Here is a 23,776-nt window from a genome sequence, read left to right on the forward strand (position 1 = left end):
AAAGCGAAGTTCCTTGTATAGATCAATTCAACTTTACTGTCAACAATTTTTTAAGAAAAAAAACAATTCTTATGTTTCTATCTTTTTTCTTTTCATGTTTTTCTGGCGAAAAGCAAGGTCATCTCGTCCACCAAAAAGCTCGCCAGATGCAGATTCACGGTTACACGCCTGCAGTGCCTGGATCACGTTTTTTCTTTCCTCTGCCACATGGGAAAGGAGCAAAGATTTCTGCAGCCTCTTTTCCTTGTCGCTCTTTGCCACATAGACTGCATTACCGGTAAAAGGATCAATCCCCGTATGATAGATACAGGTCGACAATGTGCCTGGTGAGGGGGTGAAATCCTGTACCTGCTCGACCTTCAATCCGTTTCTTTTAAGAAAAAGCGCCAGATCAACCATGTCTGACATAGTGCTTCCAGGATGGCCCGAGATAAAATAAGGTATTACATATTGTTTTTTGCCGGCACAGGAACTTTCCTCTCTGAAACTGGCAAGGAACTTTTCAAATGCCCCGCTACCCGGCTTACGCATCAGGTCGGTTACCTTTTTAGAAACATGCTCTGGCGCGACCTTCAACAACCCGCCCACATGATAGCGCAACAGCTCCGTAAAGTAGGACTTTTGGAAGGCTAAGAGATCATAGCGAATGCCGGAGGAAACCACCGTATGCTTTATTCCTTCAAGTTTCCTGATTTTGGCCAGCAGGGCTGCTGCCCGTTTGTCCGACATATACAGATTTCTGCAGGGAACGGGATAGAGACAGCTTTCACGTCGGCAGGAAGCCTCAGCTGAGGGATTGCCACACCTCAAACCGTACATGTTCGCTGTTGGTCCGCCAATGTCGCTGATACTCCCCTTGAACCACCTCAATGAGGAAAGCTTGGTTATTTCCTGAAGAATGGACGCTTCACTGCGGGACTGAATCGCCTTGCCCTGGTGATGGGTGATGGCGCAGAAGGCACACCCGCCAAAGCAACCACGGTGGGTAGTAATAGAAGCTCTTATCTGTTCGTAGGCAGGAATGGTTTCTTTGTACGAAGGATGGGGCGCTTTCATAAAAGGAAGCGCATAAACCAAGTCCATGACTTCCTCCGAAAGGGGAAGAGCAGGTGGATTACATATCAGGTACCGGTTATCATGCTTCTGGCAAAGTTTCTTGCCACAGAACGGATTTTGTTCCAGAGAAATAAGCCGGAAAGCCTCGTTGAATTTTGCCGGTTCAGCATTTACCCCTGAAAAAGCTGGAATTTCGCTAACAGGACCATCGCCAGGAATAGCATTGGAAATAAAGGCCGTTCCGCGGATATCCGTTAGAGAAGTGAACGCCTCGCCGTTACGCAATCTTGTAGCCAACTCCAGCATGGGGGTCTCACCCATACCGTAAATAAGCAAATCTGCCTTGGCATCAAAAATGATGGAGCGGCGCACCTTGTCTTCCCAGAAATCATAATGGGCAAAGCGGCGAAGAGATGCTTCAATGCCGCCGATGACGATCGGCACATGGCGAAAGGCTTCCCTCAGGCGAGAACTGTAAACGATAGTGGCACGGTTGGGCCGCGCCCCATGCCTGTTGCCGGGAGTATAGGCATCATCATGGCGAAGCTTCCGTGCCGGAGTGTAATGGGCGACCATGGAATCCATGGCTCCTGCCGAGACAGCAAAAAACAGGCGAGGGGCACCAAGCGTCATGAAAGCATCTTTCGAATGCCAATCCGGCTGGGGAATTATCCCTACTCTGAACCCATGAAATTCAAGCCAGCGGGCAAGGAGAGGTATGCCGAACGAAGGATGGTCGATGTAGGCATCGCCGCTGACAAAGATAACATCAAGCTCGTCCCAGCCCCGCTTTTTCATATCTTCCCTTGAGATGGGGAGAAAAGACATCTACCGCAGATCCTTTTTCAACGGGCTTCCCGTGAAACCAGCCCGCCAAAGCAACAAGTATTTATGGAAACAGCCCCAGAGACTCCAGACCAAGGTTCTCCGGAAAGCCGTTCATAATGTTCATATTTTGTATGGCCTGACCGGAGGCACCCTTTATGAGATTATCGATGGCCGAAACAATGACAATCCTGCCAGTCCTCTTATCGACCGTCAATCCGATGTCACAGAAGTTAGAGCCACGAACGAAGGCGGTGGACGGAAAATTATTTTCAGGCAACACCCGCACAAAGGCCTCGCCGTGGTAAAAATCCCGATATAACTCAACAAGTCCGGCCAAAGAGACTTCGCCTGCAGGTTCGGCATAAATAGTTGAGAGGATGCCACGGTCCATGGGAACCAGGTGGGGAGTAAAGGTAATGGTCAGCTGTTTCCCTGCAAGAAGGGAAAGCTCCTGCTCAATTTCGGGGATATGGCGATGAACCCCGCCGACTCCATAGGCCTTGAACCCATCGTTAACTTCGCAGTACAGATTGTCCACCTTGGCACTGCGCCCTGCCCCACTGACCCCCGATTTCGCATCGGCAATAATGGTGGCAGGATTTACGAGTTTCTTTTTCAGGAGCGGCGCCAGTCCGAGAATGATGCTGGTCGGGTAACACCCCGGATTGGCGACCAGGTCTGCCTCGGCAATTTTTTCCCGCCGCAGTTCCGGCAGGCCGTATATCGCCTCTTTCAAAAGTTCAGGATTCATGTGAGGCTCATACCATGCCGCGTACTCCCTGGCATCATGCAGACGATAATCCGCTGAAAGATCCACCACCCGCTTGCCAAGCTTCAGGAATGTGGGAACCACTTCCATGGCCGCCTTGTGTGGCAGTGCAGTGAATATGAAATCGGCCCGCTCAGCAATCCGCACCGGTTCCAGGTTCTCCAGCACCAAATTGTAGCGGCTGCGCAAGGTGGGAAATATTTCAGCCACATTTTTACCGGCGCTTTGCTCCGATGTCACACAGGTAACGGAAACCTCGGGGTGTCCGTGAAGCAGCCGTAACAGCTCAATGCCCGTATAACCGCTGGCACCTACAATTGCAACCTTCAACATGTGGTTACCTCCTTAATGAATTGAACCCGTCAATGAAAAAAGGGGAAAATCCTTCCTGGATTTTCCCCTTGATAGCATTATTTTGTTGTAGCGAAGAACAGCTCCGATTAACGCTTGGAGAACTGGAAGCTGGCACGGGCAGATTTCTTGCCGTATTTCTTACGCTCTTTTATGCGTGAATCGCGGGTAACAAAACCAGCCTTTTTCAACGGGGTGCGCAGCGCCGCATCAACTTCAAGCAGAGCCTTGGTAATGCCGTGCTTGATGGCGCCGGCCTGGCCGGAGTCTCCACCACCGCTGACGGTCACGTAGATATCGAACTTGCCCAGGTTCTCGGTCAGCTCAAGGGGCTGCTTGACAACCATCTTGGAAGTTTCCCTACCGAAGTATTCATCGAGGGTCTTGTGATTGACTGTTATGACGCCTGTTCCCGGCTTCAACCACACCCTGGCGATGGAGGATTTCCTTTTCCCTGTTCCGTAAAAGCTTGCTGCTGCCATTTTTCTATCTCCTGATCTCAATAGAATCAAAAATTTATATGCTCAGTGCCTTGGGCTGCTGGGCCGCATGGGGATGGTCCGTTCCGGTATAGATCTTCAGCTTCTTGATCATATGGCGGGCCAGCTTGTTTTTCGGCAACATGCCCTTAACAGCTTTCTTGATGAGGTCTTCAGGCTTCTTCTCCAGCAGTTTGCCGGCAGAAATCTCCTTGAGTCCACCGGGGAATCCGGAGTGGCTGTAATAGATCTTGTCTGCATTCTTGTTGCCGGTAAGCTGAATCTTATCGGCATTGACAACGATCACGAAATCGCCGGTATCAACGCTGGGCGTAAATGTAGGCTTGTTCTTACCGCGAAGCACATTGGCTATTTCGGTAGCGATCCTGCCGAGAACCTTATTATCAGCATCGACCAGATACCAATTCCTGGTCACTTCATCTTTTTTCGCAACTTGCGTAGTCTTCATCTAACCCTCACAACTGGCTGAAATTTATTCATACTGGATCACAGAAAGTTCGTAACATAATACATCAGCCGGACACTGTCAAGAAAAATTCTGTGGTCTTCGCAGAGATCAATAAAAGACTTCCATGAGACAGAGTCCTTGCGGCGGTGCGGTGATGCCGGATGCAGACCGGTCTCCTCCGGCAAGCAACCCGGGAATGGCAGATGGGTCCAGCTTACCCTGCCCCACGGCGACCAAGGTGCCAGCAATGACCCTGACCATGTTTTTCAAAAATCCTGAGCCATGCACATCTATGATGACAGAGTCGCCTACTTTGGCAACCGAAACATGGAACATTCGGCGGATAGTTGTTTTTGCCACACAGTTTGACGCCCGGAACGCTGCAAAATCATGCTCACCGACAAAATGGGAAGCGCCCAGCTGCATCAATTCCATATTCAGTATGCCCCGCAGATGCCAGGAGTTGAGCCGTGTCAGGGGAGAGCGCCGCTTACTGTTATAAATGGTGTACCGATAATGCTTGCTGATTGCATCGGCACGGGGGTTGAAAGAAAGCGGCACCTCGGAGGCATCCCTGATGGCGATATCTGGAGGGAGAAGGCAATTGAGGCCATCGGAAAAGGCACGGACAGGCAGATCCTTTTGCGTTTTAAAAACCGCCACCATCCCCAGTGCATGAACCCCGGCATCGGTACGACCTGAGGATTGCAGCCGAACCGATTGCCCCAGCATCTTCTCCAGGGACTCTTCAATTACCTGCTGAATAGTTATGCCATTGGGCTGCAACTGCCATCCGCAGTAGGCGGTACCGTCATATTCTATGATAAGCTTTATATTACGCATGAACGAAGGGCACTATAGCAGAAATTCGAATGGAAACCAACAGGGGATGGTGTATATCATTTTTTTGCACATGCCAGACCCGCTAAAATTTATATTGGCAAACTTAAACTGGCACGCAAGCCTTTATCCGGCAGATTGTCAAGCTGGATGCCACCCCCGTGAAGAATGGCGACTTCTCTCACGAAGTTGAGGCCCAGGCCAGTGCTCTTCTTGCCGGTGTCGGGGCGTTGCAGGGAAAAGAACCTATTGAATATCTTATCCCTGCAATACTCGGGAATTCCGGGGCCCTCATCATCGACCACAATAACAAGAGCTCCTTCAGCAACAGTTGCGGTTATCGCAATGGTTCCCCCTGAGGGGCTGAAATCAATGGCGTTCTGAACTATATTGGAAACAGCCTGGTGAAGTAGAAACAGATCCCCTGGTACGCTGGCACCCTCATCCACATGAAATGCAATTTGCAGCCCCTTGCGTGACAGGATAGGACCCTTGCTTTCCAGCACAGCGGTGAGAAGCCCATTAAGACAAACGGGCTCCACATTTTGCAGGGTCTTTCTTGCCTCAAGTTCGGACAGCTTAAGCATGCGGTCCACCAGGTCCTGGATCCGGTTGGCCTCGGTACGGATGTTGGAAAGGAACAGCTGCCGCTTCTCCGTCGGCATCTGCTCATCCAGAAGTTCCGCCGCTCCTTTGATGGCAGAAAGAGGACTCTTTATTTCATGGGTAAGGGTCTGGACGTACCGTTCCACATATTTTTTCCCTTCCAGGGCCTCACGCATATCTTCCAGAGCCAGGCCCATATCCCGCAATTCCGTGCGCCCCAACGGGGGAAGCCTCGGCCTTTTCCCATCGCGGATCTTATTGGCATACCTGGTGAGTCTTTTGATGGGATGGGTCAGCCACAAAGATACGACAAAAGAAAGGGCAATAGCCGACGCCGCTGCAAGGTACCAGAGCTTGAGGATTCTGGGTCTTTCGCTGTTGACAAAGGCATTGATGTTGGTGGTCGGTTTGGCCACCGTCACTACTCCTGCATTTTTCCCATGAATGATGATAGGTGCTGCAACAAACAGTATGGACGTCCTGGGGTCCTTAGGATCCAGGCGAGTAGTCCTTGTGCCGTATTCCCCTTTCAGTGTCAGGGAAACGTCCCGCCACCTGGAGTAATCCGCGCCGACGTTCTTGGGTTCCAGTGAATCGAAGATCACTTTTCCCGAAGGGTCGGTGATGTATATGCGAAGGTCCACACGCTTCTTCTGGAATCCATAAATGCGCGCTGTAAGGGAGCGGGAATAGGCGTGATCAAAAGCCTTGTACAGATCCTGCGGATTAAAGCGTCCGGTCTCCATCTGCGTTCCCACCATGGCCGCCAGCAGCGTGGCGTGGTCCGCAAGGGGATCTTCCACGCTTTCCAGAAAAAATGTCCTCAGGTCCTTGAAGAATTGGCTGGCCGGGTATGAAAAGCAGATGACTGAGATAAGGAGGTAGGCGAGAAAAATCCGTGCTGCCAGCTTCATAGGTCTTCCCTCAGGGCATACCCTGTTCCCCGATAGGTTACAATAGGGTCTTTGCCTGGCTCAATTGTTCTCAGTTTCGCTCTGATGTTTTTTATATGGGCGTCAATGGTCCGGTCAAGACTGCAGTCAGGATGCTCCCAGACGATCTGCATAAGCTGATCCCGGGAAAAAACATGACCGGGCCGTCGGATGAAGGTCTTGAGGATGTCGAACTCATAGCGGGAGAGATCCAAGACCCTGCCAAGATAGGAAATCTGGCGTTTCGACTCATTCACTGCGAATGTCCCGGTACATGGAGAAGGCTTGTTGCCTGTGCCGGTCCTTCTCAACACAGCCTTGACCCTGGCCGACACCTCCCTGGGGCTGAAAGGTTTGGTAATGTAATCGTCGGCGCCGATCTCCAGGCCAACAATCCGGTCGATCTCATCGGCGCGGGCGGTAAGAAAAATGATTGGGACGGAACGAAGTTGCCGTATCTGTTTGCACAGTTCGAATCCGCTCATGTCCGGCAGGCCGACATCGAGAATGATGAGATCGACAGCATGATCCGCCAGCGAAGAAACAACCTGTGTCCCTGATGGAAAACAGAGCGTCTCGAATCCCTCTGTTTCAAGGGCATATTGAATAGCGTCGACAATTCCAGGTTCGTCCTCGACGATCATTATTCGCGGCTTCATGATGGTTTGCCCCCTCCAGATCTGCGAAAAACTTCAATCTGATCCTCAGCTTGCTCTTTTCTCTTTTGTTTCCCTGATTATGTCAATCTTTTTCTTCAGCAGGTTGAGGACAAGCCAGCCCAGAAAAATACAGAGGGTTGCAACCAGCACGAAAACCGAGTGTTCCAGATACCGCGGCCCATATCGGTGGAGGGAGCCGTTCAGCAGGGGCATGAAGACGGAGATTGCAAGGTACCAGGCGAAGGGAGCAAATACGACATTGGAAACGGACTGAATTTCTGAGGCTATCGCGGTCTCGGCAGCGGAAGATTTTTTACGGCAAAGGCGGCCGACCATCCGTTCCGCCGCCAGATAGGTGATTACCAGGATCGGCACATATATCAGCATCCCCGCCAGCCTGTGGACCCGTTCCGGTGTGGCCCATTCGCCATAGATGTCTGCCCGGTACAAATAGATGGAGATCATAATCCTGAAACTGTTGCCCAAGAGTGTCACCAGATAGGCCGAAATAATGCTGATGACAAGCCAGGCCCATTTCTTCATTGGGTTGTCCAATCGGGAAACGAGGGTAAAGAAGATGGTGGCAAAACAGATAATGAAAAAATTAACTCCCGCACAGGCCGGGGCAATGACGACGCGGCTGGCAAGGCTGACAAAACCGACGGCAGGATCGTACTGGAACTGGATGCCGGTGATGAGCTCCACCAAAAAGGCAAGGGGTTGCAGAACCCAGACCAGATCGTCTACTCCTGCTGTGCTGTAAAAGCCCTTGAGGGACAAAATCACTATCATGCCCAACCCATACAAAGGGAGGTTCTTCCTCGTTACCCCTTTGTCCGTCCGCCGCCGTCTGTTTCTTTGCCAGTTCCGCCAACACGACAGTACCCGCTTCACTGGCCCCTTGCCGAAACAGTTGACCATAAAGGAGAGAAAAACGATCCGGCTGTCGAGGAAGAGGCTGTAGGAGCCTGCATACCTGTCGTCAAAAAATCTGCTGACGCTTCGCCCTTTGCCGGCAAAGAGTTGCGCCAGCCCCGTCATGCCGGGTTTGCACCGCCAGCGGCCCAAGGCGGGATCCTGCCAGTCAAGGCGCGTCACATCCTCCATAGTCATCGGACGAGGCCCGACCATGGACATGGAGCCCCCGAGGACATTGAAAAACTGCAACAGTTCGTCAAGCCCTGTTGCCCGGATCCATCCCCCGACCCTCGTCACCCGTCCTTCCCGCATGCTTCGAAACTTGTAGATGCGAAACATGCGCATTTCTTTTCCAAGCCTCTCCTGCACAAAAAGAACCGGTCCTCCATCTTCGAGAAGAATCAGCAGGGTAACAACGAAAAAGACAGGGAGAAAGACAACCAGGCCAATGGATGCAGCGACCATGTCAAAGATGCGTTTTATGGGATTCTGTTTCATGACGCCGGCGTAACCTCCGTTTCTTTTAGACCAGGCCGGATCCCGACCTCCTGCTCCTCCCGCTGCGCAGTCAGCAGAACCGACTCCAGAACTCCCCTCATTGAAATCAAGCCTTTAAACTTGATCATTGCATTCCAAAGGGGTTCAAAGCGCTTCCACCCTCCCGCGTACATAAGATGCCGCACACGGTTCGGAAACAGCGAATGGGCGCTGCTTGCCTTAAGGATGGAGCCCCACCGGTAAAACTCCCGGTAAGCAAGGTCATACCCTGCTTTCAATTGGTCTGCCGTCATTCCCTTGGGCTGGTAAACCACATGACGGGTATCATACAAGTCCCAGTCACTGCTCTGGATGCGCCCATCACCATCGAGGGTCCGAAACAGCGCCGTACCGGGATATGGTGTCAGAATATGAAATGTTGCCGTGGTGATACCCCGCTCAATGGCCCAGGATGCGGTACGCCTGAATATATCCGGGCCGTCGCTGTCCAGGCCGAAGACGAAGCTGCCGTTGATGAAAACACCCAGGTCATCCAGGCGGCGGATCACTCGATCGTAGTCCCGTCCCAGGTTCTGTCGTTTGTTGCTCGCCTGGAGATTCCGGGGATCGATGGATTCGAAACCAATAAAAATACTTCGAAGTCCTGCCTCCACGGCTCTTTCGATCAGGTCGCCTTCAAGGATGGAATCGACCGTCGCCGCCCCCTGAAAGAGTCTATTCATGCCGCGCATGCCATCGAACAGATTTGCGGCGAAGTGCCGGTCCCCCAGCAGATGATCGTCCAGAAAATAGAGATGACGTCCCGGGAGGCTCTCAATTTCAGCGAGCGCTGCATCGACGCGTTGGGTATAGAAAGAGGCGCCACCCTGAAAAAAACTATCCTTATAGCAGAAATTGCAGTGATGGGGACAGCCGCGGGAGACGACCAGGGAGTTAGGCACCAGATATAGTTCCCACTTGATCAGATCGCGGCGTGGGGGTGGCACACCCATGAGGGAACGGTTCGGAGAAAAATAAACAAGTCTTGGTTCTCTCCGCCGGAAATCTGCAAGGAAAGCGGGAAACGTATCTTCACCAGGCCCGAGAAAAATGGCGTCGGCATGAAGTTTTGCCTCTTCAGGCAAAGAAGTTACATGCAGACCTCCCATAGCCACGAAAACGCCCTTTGACCGGTAATGATCGGCAATCATGTATGAGCGGCGGGCGCTTGTAACATAGGCTTGAATCACCACCAAATCGGGATGATCGCTGGTATCAAGTTCTTCCACATGTTCATCGACAAGCTCAACTTCATCGTCCGGCGACAGAAAAGCGGCAAGGGTTGCAAGTCCAAGGGGTGGAAACAATGAATACTTTATGGGACGCCAGAATGGACTTTTTGCCTCTATCAAGGCGGGCAAAATCATTTTCACTTTCATACGGTCTCCTTGGTATTGATCCGATAACTGCCGGTTCTGCTCTGGGCAAGGAGGGAACCTTCAAGGCTCCCTCACGCTCTTAATCGGCTTTACTTGATCACCTTTCCCTGTCGCCGGTATCGTTCAAGCCCGAGGAGCGCGGCAGCCACGACAATGAACAGCACCGTGAGGCCGGGTTCCGGCACGGAGGTGCATCCCACGGCCAGATTGGAAACACCTGCGGGAAGTGGCAATGGCTGGTCCACATTATCCGCTGCGCCTTCTTTGTTTCGAACCTCTTCAAGAACGGCAATGAATGATGTATACGGAGTGAGCAGGTTGTAGTCGAGCCCGAGATTCGTTACCTCTCTCCTGGTGTCAGAATTTTCCCCCTGGACATTGTAATTCGACAGTCTTGCGATACGAGAACGGGCCCAGAGGTATTTCAGGGGGGCATGGTCTGAAAGGGGTTTGGTTTCTTTGACGTAAAAAGTTCGGGTATATTTGCCTGCTGCGGTTTTACCGGTAAGCTCAATTTCGCCGATCGGTTTGCCGCGCCACTTGCCGTACAAAACCAGGGGGCGCTGGGCAAAGAGATCGGGAATGGTCGCCGGTTCCACATTGTAGGCCTCAAATTCTTTGAATTTGACATGAACGCCGGTCAACAGGGGGGACGCCACATACTTGCGGAAGCGATCCGAGGCTTCCTTCGCCTCTTCCGGCTTCGTTACCACGAAGGACTCCCCTTGGCCCGCCTGGGCAATACCGTCCACCAGGTAGCGATTGATGCTCGACCCGATACCGAAGGAGAAGACATTGGTGGTATCCAGATTTTCGGAAATCAGCTTGAAACTCTCCCGTTCCGCACTGATAAAGCCGTCGGTGATGATAACCGCCGTACGGGCTTTACCCTTTTCCCGCGGCAGGGACAGGGCTTTATTCAGGGCGGCAGCTAGCTCAGTTCCGCCTCCTCCCTGCTGGGAATCGATGAGTCTGATCGCTTTCGTGATATTTTCACTGGTTGCAGGAATGGACGAAGGATCCATGACCTGTGAGCCGCCGGCAAAAAGGACCAGGTTGAACGTGTCAGTGGGACGGAGGTTGCCGATCAGGTCCCGGATCAGAGTCTTCGCCGTATCGAGGGGAAAGCCGTGCATGGAACCGGAAACATCCAGGACAAAGATGTATTCCCGAGGCAGGATCTCAGCCGCCTGCACCTTTTCCGGAGGCTGGACCATAAGAAGAAAGAAGTTCTCCTTCTCCCCTTGATAAAGCATGAGCCCGCTCTGAATCTCCTTGCCGGCAAGGCGGTATTTGAGGATGAAGTCCCGATTGGCCGCAAACCCTCCCGATTTCACAAGAGCCGCAGTGACCATAGATTTGTCCAACCATGACAGATCCACCTTGTGGGAAGGACTGACCACTTCCTGGATCGGTATCGAGGTGGAGAGAAAGACATTGATGTTAAAAGCAGTAGCCGGAGTTTTCCCCTCCTTGAGATAGGGTGATTTTACCCATTTGTCGCGCTCTGGAGCGTCCGCCTCTTTCTGATTGGAATACCTGGGTCCGACAACGGTAGGGTAGACGAATTCATAGGTTCCATCCGTCGGCACCAGGAGCTCGGCATAGTGTAGCTCGATCTGCACCTCATCCCGGGGCATGATGTTTGCGAGGCTCATGGAGAAAACATTCGGCCGTTGCTCCTCCAGGAGCGAGGCGCTCTTTCCTTCGGCCTTGGCCTTGACGAATTCGGCTTTGGCGGCCTCTTTCTCCTTGATTCGGGCTGTAACGACACGTTTGCCAACCGTCATCTTCATGCCATGAACGGAAGCCCTAGTTGAGGCGGGGAAACAGTATCGGGCGTTAATGGGCCGAGTGCCGTTGTTGACATACTTCTGCGTAACGGTGACATCGGCGATGACGCCGTTGATGGTGACCTTGACGTCGGTATTCTTCAACGGAAGCCGGTCAACGGCAGGGTCACCATGCTCGATGAAGAAGTAGGGGGAAAGGGTTTTATCGCCCCCGTTTTCACTGGAGGCATGGGCAGGCATCTGCGGGATAAGTGAACTGATTAAACAAACTAGGGCAAGCAACTTCGTCTTCATGGTAAACCTCCTTGTATTGCAGGTTGCCGTAACTTCCGGCTCATTGTTGAGTCGAATGTACACGATGAAATTGAAGTGAATTTGAAGTGGGGATGAAAAAAGTGTGAAAAAAGGGGAGGACAAATAAAAAGGCCGTGGAAAAAATTCCACGGCCTTGTCAGACATTAATGTTGCTTGAACTATTTAAGGTACTTCTCGATGAGAATCTCCGCAATCTGCACCGCATTGGTGGCCGCCCCTTTGCGGATATTGTCCGCTACCACCCACAGGTTCAGGCCATTTTCGATAGATTCATCCTTGCGAATCCGCCCGACCTGGACAAAATCCTGCCCGGCTGCATCAACAGGCATGGGATATATACCTTCTGCAACGTCATCAACCAGCTCACAGCCCGGTGCCGCAGCGATCAGCTCCATGGCCGTCGCAACAGAAATCTCCTTCGCTGTCTCAATATTGATCGATTCGGAGTGGCCGAAGAAAACGGGAATCCGCACCGCAGTCGCAGTAACCTTGATGTCGGCTTCCATTATCTTGCGCGTTTCATTGACCATCTTCATCTCTTCCTTGGTGTAACCGTTATCGCAGAAGGAATCGATCTGGGGCAGACAGTTGAAGGCAATCTGATGGGGGTAAACTTCGGTGTTGGCAGGACGGCCATTGAGAAGCTCTCCCACTTGGACACGCAGTTCTTCAATGGCTTTCTTGCCGGTACCGGAAACGGCCTGATAGGTGGAAACGACGATGCGCTTGATCTGGGCATGGTCATGGAGGGGTTTGAGAGCTACCACCATCTGGATGGTGGAACAGTTGGGATTGGCGATAATCCCTTTCTTCTTGTACCCGGCAATGGCGTGGGCATTCACCTCCGGCACCACCAGAGGCACATCCGCGTCCATGCGCCAGGCGCTTGAATTATCGATGCAGATTGCCCCGGCTTTGGCAGCAGAGGGGCAAAACTCTTTGGAACGCTCCCCTCCTGCGGAAAAGAGCGCGATATCAATGCCGTCGAAAGAATCATGGGTCAATTCCTCCACCAGGACCGCCTTGCCCTTAAATTCCAGTATTTCTCCCGCACTGCGGCTGCTGGCCAGATATTTTATCTTCCCTACCGGGAAATCACGCTCCTCAAGACACTCGATCATCTGGGCGCCAACCGCGCCGGTGGCGCCGACAATGGCTATATTCCATTTTTTACTCATTACCAATATCTCCCCTTAAATACGTCAAATAAAAACGCCCCGAGAGGGGCGTCTTTATACTTATTGGATGTGGATTTCGTGCAGTAGCAAGGCTGTCGAGGAGCCGCGAGGAGACTAGGTACCCAGAACAGCGCTACGCCGCACGACCGGAGACGAAGACTTACGCAGCTACTGTGCGAAAGGCCGCATTCATGTAATTATTTCTCGAGGAGTATGCGGAGCATTCTCCGCAACGGCTCCGCCGCCCCCCACAACAGCTGATCGCCACAAGTAAAGGCCGACAGGTATTGGGGGCCCATCTTCATCTTCCGTACCCGGCCGACCGGGACGGTCAGCGAACCGGACACCGCCGTCGGAGTCAGTCCGGTTAACGTCTCTGCCTTGGTATTGGGTACAAACTTTACCCACTGATTGTCATTCTTGATCAAGCTCTCGATGTCGGCAATGGGTATATCCTTATTCAGCTTTATGGTCAGGGCCTGGCTGTGGCAGCGCATGGCGCCGACCCGCACACAGATGCCATCTACAGGGATCGGCGAAGAGGTGCCGAGGATCTTGTTGGTCTCGGCATAACCTTTCCACTCCTCACGGCTTTGCCCGTCTTCCACCTCCCGGTCGATCCAGGGAAGAACGCTTCCGGCCAGAGGAAAGCCGAACTCCTTGGTGGGCAAGGAGCCATCCCGCAGGGTGGTGGTCACCTTGCGGTCGATCTCCAGGATTGCAGAAGCAGGGTTTTTCAGTTCCTCGGCAACCACGCCGTGGAGAACCCCCATCTGGCTTAACAGCTCACGCATATTGGGAGCGCCTGCACCACTTGCCGCCTGATAGGTCATGGAGGTGAGCCACTCCACCAGACCTGCCCGAAACAACCCGCCAAGCCCCATGAGCATCAGGCTGACGGTGCAGTTGCCGCCGATGAAATCCTTCTGCCCTTTGGCCAGGGCGGCGTCTATGACGTTACGGTTTACCGGGTCGAGGATGATGACCGCATTGTCTTCCATACGCAGTGTGCTGGCGGCGTCTATCCAATAGCCCTGCCATCCCTGCTTGCGCAGCTCGGGGTGTACGGCCTTGGTGTAATCACCACCCTGGCAGGTGATGATAATATCGAGCTTTTTCAATTCCTCGATATCATCGGCCTTTTTCAGGGTTCCGGCATTCATGGGGGCAGGCTGACCGGCCTGTGAGGTGGTAAAAAATACCGGCTCGAAACCGAAACTGAAATCTTTTTCCTCCTGCATCCGCTGCATGAGGACCGATCCAACCATACCGCGCCAACCGACAATTCCGACTTTCATATGTTTGTTCCTCTTCTATTGAAGTTTTGAAGATCGATTATGATCATTCCAGGGGGAAATTTGCAACAATTTTAATACATTTCGTTGCAGATCGATCACAGTGCAGCGATTATGGCCTTGCCCATCTCACTGGTGTTGACCAGCTTCTCGCCATCCTTTTTCTGATAGATGTCCCTGGTCCGGTAGCCCTGGTCGAGAACTTTGGCCACTGCCTTATCGATGGCATCGGCGGCCTCGACCAAACCGAAGGAATAGCGCAGCATCATGCCCGCCGACAGGATCTGGGCAATGGGGTTGGCAATGCCCTGACCGGCAATATCAGGTGCCGAGCCGCCGGATGGCTCATACATGCCGAAGGTCCCTTCTGCCAGTGAAGCGCTGGGGAGCATCCCCAGGGAGCCAGTCAGCATGGCGGCCTCATCGGAAAGGATATCGCCAAACATGTTTTCGCAAAGCAGGACGTCGAACTGCTTGGGCCAGCGCACCAGCTGCATGGCCCCGTTGTCTACGTACATGTGGGTCAGCTCCACATCGGGATATTCCTTGCCGATGCCGGTCACCACCTCGCGCCAGAGAACCGATGAAGAAAGAACATTGGCCTTGTCGATGGAGCAGACCTTCTTTGAACGCTTGCGAGCCGCCTGAAAAGCAACATGGGTAATGCGCTCGATCTCCGGTACGCTGTACTTCATGGTATCGATGCCGATCCGGTCGCGTCCCTGACCCTCGATTCCCTTTGGCTGTGAAAAATAGATACCGCCGGTAAGTTCACGGACCACCAGTACGTTGAAGCCGCCGGCAATCACCTCTTCCTTAAGTGATGAAGCACCGGTAAGGGATGGGAAAATGATGGCAGGACGCAGATTGGCATAGAGCCCGAATATCTTGCGCAGAGGAAGCAATGCCCCCCGCTCCGGCTGCTCATCGGGTGGCAGGGTTTCCCATTTGGGGCCGCCCACCGAACCGAAAAGAATTGCATCGGCAGCCTTGCAGATATTGATGGTAGTTTCCGGGAGGGCCTTGCCCTCATTATCAATGCCGGCTCCCCCCACGTTGGCATGGGTGCGCTCGAATTTCACATCGTATTTTGTTTCGACAGCGTCCAGAACCCGCAACGCCTCGGCCATAACCTCAGGGCCGATACCATCACCGGGCAGAACTGCCACTTTGAAAGCTTTTGCCATTGTTAATCCCCCGCTTATCAATTTAAAAAATTGGTCGATATTATTTGCCCCAACGCATAGTTGTCAACAAAAAAGGACCGCTTTTACACGATCCCGATCGAAATTGCGATAAATATCAAGTTTCAGCTATGACTATGACAAGGTCTACTTCTGTAGTCGGATTGATGCTGCAGCCCCTCCGACAAAGGCTTCTGTCAATTCTCGTTCAAGACGGTAACCTTCGCCGTTGTACTTGGCGGAGAAATGAAACGGGGTCACCCTTGTCACGCCCGCCTGGCGGGCCAGGGAACCGGCCTGGGCTGCAGTCAGGTGGCATTTTACCCTGGCCCGGTCAGCTTCCTCATTCAAGAAAGTGGATTCAATAAAAAGATAATCGGCATCATGGGCAAGAGTGACTATTTTCCCTGCATTGGCGGGGGAAAAGACCACGTCTGTCACATAGGCAATCTTCTGTCCCGGCACCACCTGCAATACCTGGCCCTTCAGGTCGCCCAGCTTCATCTCACGCTCCTCGTAGCCTCCTGCCTTCTTCCACGATGCCCGAATGATCGTATCATCCGGCTTTTCCTGCAGGACCGCCCGTTTCAAGTCGGCCAGCCACGGCCCCACTTCAAGGCCAAGATTTTCCAGGCGATTTTTCATTACGTTTACGTGCTGCTTTTCCTCAAGACAGAAGGCGAGGCTGGTGGTCCTGTGATCGAGGCAGGCACAATGGATCGAGAAATTCTCCTCATCCAGCAACAGCCCATAGTCAACCATAAATGAGCGGCCGGCGCTCCTGTGGAAACCTTCACGGCAATGGAATTCGGCAGAGAGCGCAGAACCGTCCCCATCCACTTCAACGGCAACAACGGTGAAATCAGTTGGATAATTCTCTACCAGGTTCCAGGTATATCCGGCCAGCCGATGTTCAATCTGCTCGACAAAGCCGGAGGGGCCATAAAGGCGGATTCTTTTGTCGCGCCCCAGACAGGTGCGGACCAGCTGATCAAAGCCGATAAAATGATCCACATGGGTGTGGGACACAAAGATGTGGCTTACCCGCAGAAGCTTTCGCGCCGAGAGGTTTGACAGGTCGCCAAGGTCGAAGAGAATCGCTCGCCGCTCGAAGAGAAAATCAATGTAAAGTCCCGGATCATCAAATGGGTCATTAATGAGGAATGGATGAAACTGAGGGGTCATGTGGCGCCTCTGATGCAGTGATCTGTATTTATTCTACCGGCAAAGCAATTACAGTCAAAATTGCCGGTTCCATCAATAGACACAGATGGCAAATGAGGTTGACGTTGACAGTGTACGATTGAACATTTAGAGTAGTTTCCATCCGGAAACCACTAGTTTCTCATCCGGAGTTTCCGGATGGAAACTAGAGTATGAAAAATTTGCAAGATGCTGGGGGATGTGATGGCGCTTAAACTGGGTGAGATGCTGGTGGAATCGGGGATAATAACCCAGGCTGAACTTGATGAAACCCTGAAAAGCCAGGTTATTTTCGGCGGCAAGATCGGCACAAACCTCATCGAAATGGGTTACATAGAGGAAGAGGAACTGGCCCAGTTTCTCAGCAAAAAGCTTGGCGTTCCCTGTGCCGGCAATGAGCAGTTGATCAACCTCCATCCCGGTGCATTAAAGCTCATTCCCAAAGAGATAGTAAGAAAATACCGGGTCGTACCCCTGGGGCTGGATAAGAAAAAGCTTTACGTGGCCATGGAGGATCCCTCCAATCTGGCCTCCATAGATGAAATCTCTTTTATGACAGGTTTTATCGTTATGCCTCTCATTGCAACGGAACTCAGCATTATTCTTGCCCTTGAGAAGCATTACGGGATCAAACGGGAAACGCGCTATATCACGGTTGCCAATGGTGGACGGCGACAAACAAGGGCTGCCAGGAGTGCAGGCGCCGACACAACAAACAAGGCCAAGGTGCCGGAGCCTCAAGCAGCAAAGCCTGCGGCCGTACTCCAGAAAGAAGAGGTTATCGAGCTACCCTTTCTTTCCGAGCTGAATGATTACGATTTCGCCCTTTCGCCATCCCCCACGCCTCCCGCTGTCTCCATAAGTATCGACAATGAGACCATCGAAAAATACACCATCGACACCTTTTCCATGGAACTAGCCGAGGCAGAGGATCGGGATGCCATTGCCAATCTGATCGTCACCTTTGTCGGGCAGGAGTTTGACCGCGTAGCCCTTTTCATGGTCAAGGGCAACACAGCCAGCGGCTGGAACACCCTTTCCCAAGGCAAGCCGATTGCCGGCTTCGAGGATTTCCAAATCCCCTTGAAAATGCAATCTGTGCTGCAGATCGTCGCCGAAGGGAAGAGCTTCTATCTCGGGCCTCTGGCAGACACTCCAGCCAACAGCACCATGCTGACAGCCATGGGTGGGGGAAAACCGGCCACCGCACTGCTGGTGCCGTTGGTGATGATGGGCAGGGTCGTATCCATATTATATGTGGAAGGTGGAAAGGCCCCCCTGGGAGACCGGGTCGTCCACATGCAAAAAGTCATTGGCAAAGCCGCCATGGCCTTTGAGATTCTCATCCTCAAAAGCAAAATCCTCATGACCTGAAAATGAAGAGAGTGATCCAGACTTTCACTTTTACTTGAAGCATACAAAAAAGGCCCAGCGCATTTAGAGCGAAGGGCCTTCTTTCTTTTTTTAATTAACAGGGTCGATCAGCAGTCACTGCTCCTCTTCTTTGAACCACTTTTCGAACCAGCTCCGGTGGTCCTTCGACGCCAGTATCTGCAGGTCGTTGGGACCAAGCCATATGCCGCCGCAAGCCGGACATTTGTCGAGGGGTACACCGCGAAAAGTCATGGGTTCAATGGCCGCACTGCATTTTGGACAACGGTTTTTGCAATAGGTTCTTATGACCTCTTCGCGGGCTGTCTCCCTCATCTGCTCGATCTTCTTCTTTTCCTCATTGTAAATATATTGATTTTCCAGTGCCTTTTCCCGCTCTTCCCATTTGCTGGTCATAAAAACCTCCTTTGTCATTGCATTTGATGAACGGATCAATCGATACCGTCAAACATTCCATATCCTCATTATAGCCCTGTTTATGCCTGCTGCAACTGTTGTAGCGGTGGAATCACAGGCCTCACAGAATGAAATCTGTGGATAGAAAGTTCGATTTCCCTTCACGGACGATGTTACGGATGATCTCCTTGTTCTGATCTGAATCCCTTGCTGCAACCAGAGCTCGAATGGAAAAGGCGCGCAACGCATCGGAAACGGAAAGGGTACCCACCGCCGAATCCTTGCGCCCGGTAAAGGGAAAGATGTCGGGTCCCCGTTGACACTGGCTGTTGATATTCACCCTTGAGACCTGGTTGACCAGCGGATCGATCAGGTTGGCCAATTCGGTTGTCTCATGGCCGAAAATACTCACCTGCTGTCCATATTCCGAAGCGGTTATGTACTCAATGGGATCTGAGATATCGCTGAAAGGCAAAACTGGAATGACCGGACCAAACTGCTCCTCCGTGTAAATCCGCATTTGCGCAGTAACCGGATAGAGAAGGGCTGGATAAAAAAAAGTCTCTCTGACGCTTCCCCCTCCCTCGTTGGCAACACTGGCTCCATGGCGACGGGCATCGGCCACCAGCCCCGAAAGGTATTCCGGTTTGCCTGGCTCCGGCAATGGTGTTATTACCACCCCCGGCTCCCATGGCATGCCGTATGTTAATGCGGTTATGGCCTTGGCAAAACTGGTTACGAACTTTTCGGCAATGGATTGATGAACAAAGATGATCTTTATGGCCGTACAGCGTTGGCCGTTAAAGGAAAGACTGCCCACCAGGCATTCCTCCACCGACATATCCAGATCCGCGTCGGGTAGGATAATGGCAGGGTTCTTAGCCTCCAACCCCAGTACCGAGCGCAGCCGGTGCATTTTTGGATGTTCCTTCTGCAGGGCATCGGCAGCCTTGCTGGAACCGATAAAGGCCAGCACATCCACCTTGCCAGACGACATCAGCGGCGGAGTAATGGTCCTGCCGGCACCGAAGAGTGTGTTGACCACCCCTGGAGGAAATGACTCGTGAAAAGCCCCGAGCAGCGGGGAAAACAACAGTATGCCGTGGCGCGGGGGTTTGAGCAGCACCGTATTACCCATGATCAGGGCCGGAATGAGGGTAGTGAACGTTTCGTTCAGGGGATAGTTGTAAGGTCCCATGCACAGGGTCACCCCCAAGGGCGAGCGACGGATCTGGCCGATGATTCCCTGCTGCACGACGAATCGTGATGAAACCCGGTCCAGTTCCTTCAGGGCATCGATGGTATCGATAATGTAATCCACCGTCCGGTCGAATTCCTTTTCAGAATCCTTGAGAGATTTGCCGATCTCCCACATGAGCAGCCTGACCACCTCGCCCCTTTTTTCCTTCATGCGCCAGGCGAATTCCTGGATGCACTCGATTCGGGCGGCCACCGGCATGGTCGGCCATTTGCCCCGGCCGGAATCATAGGCCTCCACAGCTGCTGCAAGCGCGGCCAGTGCATCCCCCTCTGTCATGACCGGGAACCTGCCGATCATCTTGCGCGACAGATCAGTACCGTTCCGCACGCAGACCGGCGAAAAGACCTCCTGCATCGGCCCTTCCCACCTGCGGAGCTCACCGTTGAGCAGGAATCTGTTCATTTCCACCGGTTCAGACAGCCGGTAATTTACCGGGATTTCGGCCTCAGCAGGAAATAATCCAGTCATTCCCTCTTGCAAACTCATATGACCTCCCAGACTCTGAATCACCATTTTTATGTAATCCGCGCCTTATCTTCAAAATTATACCAGACCAAAACCTTTCTGGATCTCATCGTTTGCCACCTGGAAATGATCAAAATGCATGGTAAAACTCCCCACGCCCTTGGTGGCGCTACGCAACTCGGTCATGTAGCCGAACATCTCCGACAGGGGAACCCGGGCATGGATCACTTCGTTCTCCGACGCCCCCCCCAGTCCTTCGACCCGTCCACGCTTCTGCTGGATCTGCCCCAGAACTCGACCGGCATGTTCGGCAGGGGTAATGATCTCAAGGGCCATCACCGGCTCAAGGACAACAGGTGAAGCTTGTTGTGCCGCCAGAGTAAAACCGCGATGGGCAGCAGCCTTGATCCCCAGCTCGGTGGTGACACCCGGCTCGAAAGGAACCTCCATTACCTGAACTTCCAGATCGGCAAAGGGATATCCGGTTCGAACGCCTGATGCACAGACATGGCGCAGGCTTTCCTCAAGGGCAACACACATCTCTGGAGGTAATGGCAAGCCTTCCGGGGGCGAGATAATAATCCGCAGACCTTCTCCGCGCGGCAATGGGCGAAGGGACAACAACACCTCCCCTTTCTGCAACCGCCCATTGATCTCCTGGCTGAATGTTTCCCGCCAAGTGACTGGCTGGCGAATGGTTTCCCGGTACATGACCCGCGGCGGGCCGGTCTTGACGGTGATGCCGTATTCCCGGTTCAGCCTGTCGGTGATTATCTCCAGATGGAGTTCTCCCATGCCGGTGAGAATGGTCTGACCGGTCTCCCCGTCCTCATGGACGCGAAAAGTGGGGTCTTCCCACTGAAGCTTCTCCAGTGCCCCGGGAAGCCGTTCCCGATCTTCGGCCCCTTTTGCCTCAACCGCCACAGACACCACCGGCTCCGGGACGGCAAGACCATCGAGAATCAATCGATGGTTGAATTCGCAAAGGGTATCTCCGGTAAGTGTCTTTTTCATACCGGTTACGGCTACAATGTCGCCCGGAGCAGCCTCCGTGATCTGCTCCCGTTTGTGGGCGTGCATGTGAAAGAGACGATCAGCCCGCTCAAAAGCATCTCTGCTGCTATTGAAGATCGCTGAACCGTTACGCAGCGCGCCGGAATAAATACGTAGAAAGGTCAATCTGCGACCTTCTTCGGCAAGCACTTTAAAAGCAAAGGCAACCAGGGGAGACGCCGGGTCACAGGAAATGGTCACCGCATCCCCTCCCGCAGTCCGGCCTCTGACCGGCGGAACATCCGATGGAGAGGGAAGAAAATCGACCACTCCGTCAAGGAGAGGCTGAATGCCTTTGTTGCGCAAGGCAGCCCCACAAAATACCGGGCATATGCTGCAGGAGAGGGTCGCCGTTCTCAGGGCAGGAAGCAGTCGTTCTGCAGGAAGCTTTACCCCGGCGAGATAGTCGGCAAGAACAGCATCGTCAAAATCGGCAGCCGCTTCCACCAACAGATTACGGGCCGCTGTCGCCTCTTCCAAGGACTCCTGGGGAATCGGCAGCCGCTCCACAGTCATCCCCTGGTCAGCATCACTGAAAAGGACCAGTTCCTCTTTCAGGAGGTCTATCACCCCCAAGAAATCCGCTTCTTTGCCAACAGGAAGCTGCACCGGCACCACCCGAGCCTTGAGCCGGGATTCCATCGCCACAAGGACCGCCCTGAAGTCGGCACCGATGCGGTCCATCTTGTTGATGAAGCAGATGCGGGGAACCCGGTAGCGATCTGCCTGGCGCCATACGGATTCGGTCTGGGGCTGGACCCCTTCCACGGCGCTCAGGATGGCTATTCCCCCATCCAGCACGCGCATGCTTCGCTCCACCTCGATGGTAAAATCGATGTGCCCCGGCGTATCGATCAGGTTGATGCGACAGTCCCGCCAGTAGCAGCTGCTGGCGGTGGCGGTGATGGTTATGCCTCGCTCCTGCTCCTGGGGCATCCAGTCCATGACCGCCTCGCCGTCGTGGACCTCCCCCATCTTGTGAATCTCGCCGGTGTAATAGAGGATACGCTCGGAAACGGTGGTTTTTCCTGCATCGATATGGGAAATGATGCCGATGTTGCGGATCAGGGCAAGTGGTGGGGTAGTCATGACCAGTGCCTCGTGCGAAAGTTTCGTTGCGGTAGGAAAATAACCTGAAGATTATAACAGATATGCGGCAAAGGGCATGCAGGCAGGGTAACTTCTGGTCTTTATGGATGAGAGCTATAGGGGAGATTAAGGCTACCGGTCTTCTTCGATCCTGCCGCCAGGCAGGAGGCGAAAGAGGTGCCCACGCCAGCTGACCCGATTGCCGAGAAAGGAGAGTGCCCAGGTGGAAAAGGCGAAGAGATCCCGCAGGGGGAGTAGCCAGAGCCAGCGGGGAAAGATCCGGTCACCGACGAAGGAGCGGCTGTAGATGATGGCCACCAGGGAACGGCACCCGTACAGGATTGCGGCAGCTGCAAGGCCGGCGGCAGAAAAACCGGACAGGCAAAGGGCAATGAGTGCAGCGGGAAAAGGCTGGGTGATGCCGGAGGCAAAATAACCACCCGGGCGGCTGACCCGCATGGTGCGGGCCCAGCGCAGCTGGCGGGAGAGAATGTTCTTCATGGATTCACGGTGCAGGATGCTTTCGACGTAGTAGTCGGACAGCACCAGACGGTACCCGGCACGATGGATCTTGTTGCCCAGCTGGTAGTCGTCGGCCAGGTAATCCACCAGTGCTCGGAAACCGCCGATCTTTTCCAGCGCCTCACGTCTCACCGCCATGGAAGCGCCAAGGGCAAAGGAAAGCCCTTCCAGCCGGAGGGCCACCATCACATTCGGCACCATCTCGGAGGTAAAGCCCATGGCCTCGATGGCACTGGCAGCCCCCATAACGCCGGTCGTCCGGTACAGTGAGGTCACCAGTCCGACCTGCGGATCGCTGAATGAAGAGCATACTTCCTTGAGATAATTCTTTCCGACGCGAATGTCGCTGTCACAGACAATGATGAGGTCATGCCTGGCTTTGGGAAAGGCATTGATCAGGTTGCAGACCTTGTAATTTGGGCCGTAGATCCGCTCGTCCACCACCAGCTCCATGTCGACGGCAGGGAATTCGCTCATCAGCCTCTTGATCACCGGCACAACCGGGTCCGATGCTGAGGCAACTGCAAACACCATCTGAAAACAGGGGTAATCCTGGGTGCAAAAGGAGGCAAAAATGGCGAAACTCTCCGCATCCATCCCCTTGACAGGCTTGAGGATGGTCACCGACGGCAACGTTTTGGCAACCTCCTCCTTTTTCCGGTCAAAGTATGACCGGCCACACCAGAGGGAAAGCAGAACGTAAACCAGCGGTGGGGCGATGACAATAAATGGGAGAATGGCGAAAACCATCAGAAGCCCCTTAAGTAACAACATTAGGGATAAATGAAATAATCGGCGACGGCACGG

19 protein-coding genes are annotated in these 23,776 nt (G+C 53.3%); 1 reads left to right on the top strand and 18 read right to left on the bottom strand.

The genetic code is table 11. The annotated features are described in order from the left end of the window. Nucleotides 1-69: 69 nt before the first annotated feature. The 14 genes from GEOB_RS18145 to GEOB_RS18210 form a co-directional block, all read right to left on the bottom strand. Nucleotides 70-1,884, bottom strand: coding sequence for a YgiQ family radical SAM protein (locus tag GEOB_RS18145; protein WP_012648708.1), 1,815 nt, complete (start codon nt 1,882-1,884; stop codon nt 70-72). 61 nt (nt 1,885-1,945) lie between these two features. Next, nucleotides 1,946-2,986, bottom strand: a complete 1,041-nt coding sequence (argC, locus tag GEOB_RS18150) for an N-acetyl-gamma-glutamyl-phosphate reductase (protein WP_012648709.1) — start codon at nt 2,984-2,986, stop codon at nt 1,946-1,948. Between the two features lie 107 nt (nt 2,987-3,093). Beyond that, nucleotides 3,094-3,486, bottom strand: a complete 393-nt coding sequence (rpsI, locus tag GEOB_RS18155) for a 30S ribosomal protein S9 (RefSeq protein WP_012648710.1) — start codon at nt 3,484-3,486, stop codon at nt 3,094-3,096. Between the two features lie 34 nt (nt 3,487-3,520). Beyond that, entirely contained in the window at nt 3,521-3,952 is a 432-nt protein-coding gene (gene rplM, locus GEOB_RS18160) for a 50S ribosomal protein L13 (RefSeq protein ID WP_012648711.1), read from the bottom strand. A 108-nt stretch (nt 3,953-4,060) separates the two neighbouring features. Beyond that, nucleotides 4,061-4,795, bottom strand: a complete 735-nt coding sequence (gene truA, locus GEOB_RS18165) for a tRNA pseudouridine(38-40) synthase TruA (protein ID WP_012648712.1) — start codon at nt 4,793-4,795, stop codon at nt 4,061-4,063. An 89-nt stretch (nt 4,796-4,884) separates the two neighbouring features. Further along, nucleotides 4,885-6,312, bottom strand: a complete 1,428-nt coding sequence (gene creC / locus GEOB_RS18170) for a two-component system sensor histidine kinase CreC (RefSeq protein ID WP_012648713.1) — start codon at nt 6,310-6,312, stop codon at nt 4,885-4,887. Continuing rightward, nucleotides 6,309-6,989: a two-component system response regulator CreB gene (gene creB / locus GEOB_RS18175; protein WP_012648714.1), complete on the bottom strand. Its 681-nt coding sequence runs from the start codon at nt 6,987-6,989 to the stop codon at nt 6,309-6,311. The genes creC and creB overlap by 4 nt, the downstream gene beginning before the upstream one ends. 45 nt (nt 6,990-7,034) lie before the next feature. After that, nucleotides 7,035-8,405 carry an exosortase K gene (gene xrtK / locus GEOB_RS19540; RefSeq protein WP_012648715.1) on the bottom strand — a complete coding sequence of 457 codons (1,371 nt, stop codon included), beginning with the start codon at nt 8,403-8,405 and terminating at the stop codon, nt 7,035-7,037. Continuing rightward, the gene (locus tag GEOB_RS18185; RefSeq protein ID WP_012648716.1) at nt 8,402-9,823 is read right to left on the bottom strand and encodes a B12-binding domain-containing radical SAM protein; all 1,422 of its coding nucleotides are present in this window, start codon (nt 9,821-9,823) and stop codon (nt 8,402-8,404) included. Before GEOB_RS18185 ends, xrtK begins: the two co-directional genes overlap by 4 nt. Before the next feature lie 89 nt (nt 9,824-9,912). Further along, on the bottom strand, nt 9,913-11,910 hold the full coding sequence (locus GEOB_RS18190; RefSeq protein ID WP_012648717.1) for a VIT and vWA domain-containing protein: 1,998 nt from the start codon (nt 11,908-11,910) through the stop codon (nt 9,913-9,915). 179 nt (nt 11,911-12,089) lie between these two features. Continuing rightward, nucleotides 12,090-13,109, bottom strand: a complete 1,020-nt coding sequence (locus GEOB_RS18195; protein ID WP_012648718.1) for an aspartate-semialdehyde dehydrogenase — start codon at nt 13,107-13,109, stop codon at nt 12,090-12,092. A gap of 197 nt (nt 13,110-13,306) precedes the next feature. Beyond that, nucleotides 13,307-14,407: an aspartate-semialdehyde dehydrogenase gene (asd, locus tag GEOB_RS18200; protein ID WP_012648719.1), complete on the bottom strand. Its 1,101-nt coding sequence runs from the start codon at nt 14,405-14,407 to the stop codon at nt 13,307-13,309. 95 nt (nt 14,408-14,502) lie between these two features. Further along, nucleotides 14,503-15,591 carry a 3-isopropylmalate dehydrogenase gene (gene leuB, locus GEOB_RS18205; protein WP_012648720.1) on the bottom strand — a complete coding sequence of 363 codons (1,089 nt, stop codon included), beginning with the start codon at nt 15,589-15,591 and terminating at the stop codon, nt 14,503-14,505. Nucleotides 15,592-15,735: 144 nt separating this feature from the next. Continuing rightward, a complete protein-coding gene (locus GEOB_RS18210) occupies nt 15,736-16,773 on the bottom strand; it encodes a ribonuclease Z (protein ID WP_012648721.1) in 1,038 nt (345 codons plus the stop codon). A gap of 222 nt (nt 16,774-16,995) precedes the next feature. On the opposite strand from GEOB_RS18210, the gene GEOB_RS18215 reads away from it, so the two are divergent. Continuing rightward, on the top strand, nt 16,996-18,165 hold the full coding sequence (locus tag GEOB_RS18215; RefSeq protein ID WP_012648722.1) for a GspE/PulE/PilB domain-containing protein: 1,170 nt from the start codon (nt 16,996-16,998) through the stop codon (nt 18,163-18,165). 114 nt (nt 18,166-18,279) lie between these two features. On the opposite strand, the gene GEOB_RS18220 is transcribed toward GEOB_RS18215, so the two are convergent. The 4 genes from GEOB_RS18220 to hpnI form a co-directional block, all read right to left on the bottom strand. Further along, nucleotides 18,280-18,579, bottom strand: coding sequence for a TFIIB-type zinc ribbon-containing protein (locus tag GEOB_RS18220; RefSeq protein WP_012648723.1), 300 nt, complete (start codon nt 18,577-18,579; stop codon nt 18,280-18,282). Nucleotides 18,580-18,700: 121 nt separating this feature from the next. Next, nucleotides 18,701-20,326, bottom strand: a complete 1,626-nt coding sequence (locus tag GEOB_RS18225; RefSeq protein WP_012648724.1) for an NADP-dependent glyceraldehyde-3-phosphate dehydrogenase — start codon at nt 20,324-20,326, stop codon at nt 18,701-18,703. A 57-nt stretch (nt 20,327-20,383) separates the two neighbouring features. After that, nucleotides 20,384-22,447: an elongation factor G gene (fusA, locus tag GEOB_RS18230; protein ID WP_012648725.1), complete on the bottom strand. Its 2,064-nt coding sequence runs from the start codon at nt 22,445-22,447 to the stop codon at nt 20,384-20,386. 132 nt (nt 22,448-22,579) lie between these two features. Further along, on the bottom strand, nt 22,580-23,719 hold the full coding sequence (hpnI, locus tag GEOB_RS18235; RefSeq protein ID WP_012648726.1) for a bacteriohopanetetrol glucosamine biosynthesis glycosyltransferase HpnI: 1,140 nt from the start codon (nt 23,717-23,719) through the stop codon (nt 22,580-22,582). Between the last annotated feature and the right edge of the window lie 57 nt (nt 23,720-23,776).

The organism is Geotalea daltonii FRC-32 (genome assembly GCF_000022265.1).
Taxonomy (GTDB): Bacteria; Desulfobacterota; Desulfuromonadia; order Geobacterales; family Geobacteraceae; genus Geotalea; species Geotalea daltonii.

Excerpts from the sequence above, each read along its gene's own strand:
- GEOB_RS18145 (WP_012648708.1), bottom strand. The coding sequence starts at position 1,884 with ATGTCTTTTCTCCCCATCTCAAGGGAAGATATGAAAAAGCGGGGCTGG.
- argC (WP_012648709.1), bottom strand. The coding sequence starts at position 2,986 with ATGTTGAAGGTTGCAATTGTAGGTGCCAGCGGTTATACGGGCATTGAG.
- rpsI (WP_012648710.1), bottom strand. The coding sequence starts at position 3,486 with ATGGCAGCAGCAAGCTTTTACGGAACAGGGAAAAGGAAATCCTCCATC.
- rplM (WP_012648711.1), bottom strand. The coding sequence starts at position 3,952 with ATGAAGACTACGCAAGTTGCGAAAAAAGATGAAGTGACCAGGAATTGG.
- truA (WP_012648712.1), bottom strand. The coding sequence starts at position 4,795 with ATGCGTAATATAAAGCTTATCATAGAATATGACGGTACCGCCTACTGC.
- creC (WP_012648713.1), bottom strand. The coding sequence starts at position 6,312 with ATGAAGCTGGCAGCACGGATTTTTCTCGCCTACCTCCTTATCTCAGTC.
- creB (WP_012648714.1), bottom strand. The coding sequence starts at position 6,989 with ATGAAGCCGCGAATAATGATCGTCGAGGACGAACCTGGAATTGTCGAC.
- xrtK (WP_012648715.1), bottom strand. The coding sequence starts at position 8,405 with ATGAAACAGAATCCCATAAAACGCATCTTTGACATGGTCGCTGCATCC.
- GEOB_RS18185 (WP_012648716.1), bottom strand. The coding sequence starts at position 9,823 with ATGAAAGTGAAAATGATTTTGCCCGCCTTGATAGAGGCAAAAAGTCCA.
- GEOB_RS18190 (WP_012648717.1), bottom strand. The coding sequence starts at position 11,910 with ATGAAGACGAAGTTGCTTGCCCTAGTTTGTTTAATCAGTTCACTTATC.
- GEOB_RS18195 (WP_012648718.1), bottom strand. The coding sequence starts at position 13,109 with ATGAGTAAAAAATGGAATATAGCCATTGTCGGCGCCACCGGCGCGGTT.
- asd (WP_012648719.1), bottom strand. The coding sequence starts at position 14,407 with ATGAAAGTCGGAATTGTCGGTTGGCGCGGTATGGTTGGATCGGTCCTC.
- leuB (WP_012648720.1), bottom strand. The coding sequence starts at position 15,591 with ATGGCAAAAGCTTTCAAAGTGGCAGTTCTGCCCGGTGATGGTATCGGC.
- GEOB_RS18210 (WP_012648721.1), bottom strand. The coding sequence starts at position 16,773 with ATGACCCCTCAGTTTCATCCATTCCTCATTAATGACCCATTTGATGAT.
- GEOB_RS18215 (WP_012648722.1), top strand. The coding sequence starts at position 16,996 with ATGGCGCTTAAACTGGGTGAGATGCTGGTGGAATCGGGGATAATAACC.
- GEOB_RS18220 (WP_012648723.1), bottom strand. The coding sequence starts at position 18,579 with ATGACCAGCAAATGGGAAGAGCGGGAAAAGGCACTGGAAAATCAATAT.
- GEOB_RS18225 (WP_012648724.1), bottom strand. The coding sequence starts at position 20,326 with ATGAGTTTGCAAGAGGGAATGACTGGATTATTTCCTGCTGAGGCCGAA.
- fusA (WP_012648725.1), bottom strand. The coding sequence starts at position 22,447 with ATGACTACCCCACCACTTGCCCTGATCCGCAACATCGGCATCATTTCC.
- hpnI (WP_012648726.1), bottom strand. The coding sequence starts at position 23,719 with ATGGTTTTCGCCATTCTCCCATTTATTGTCATCGCCCCACCGCTGGTT.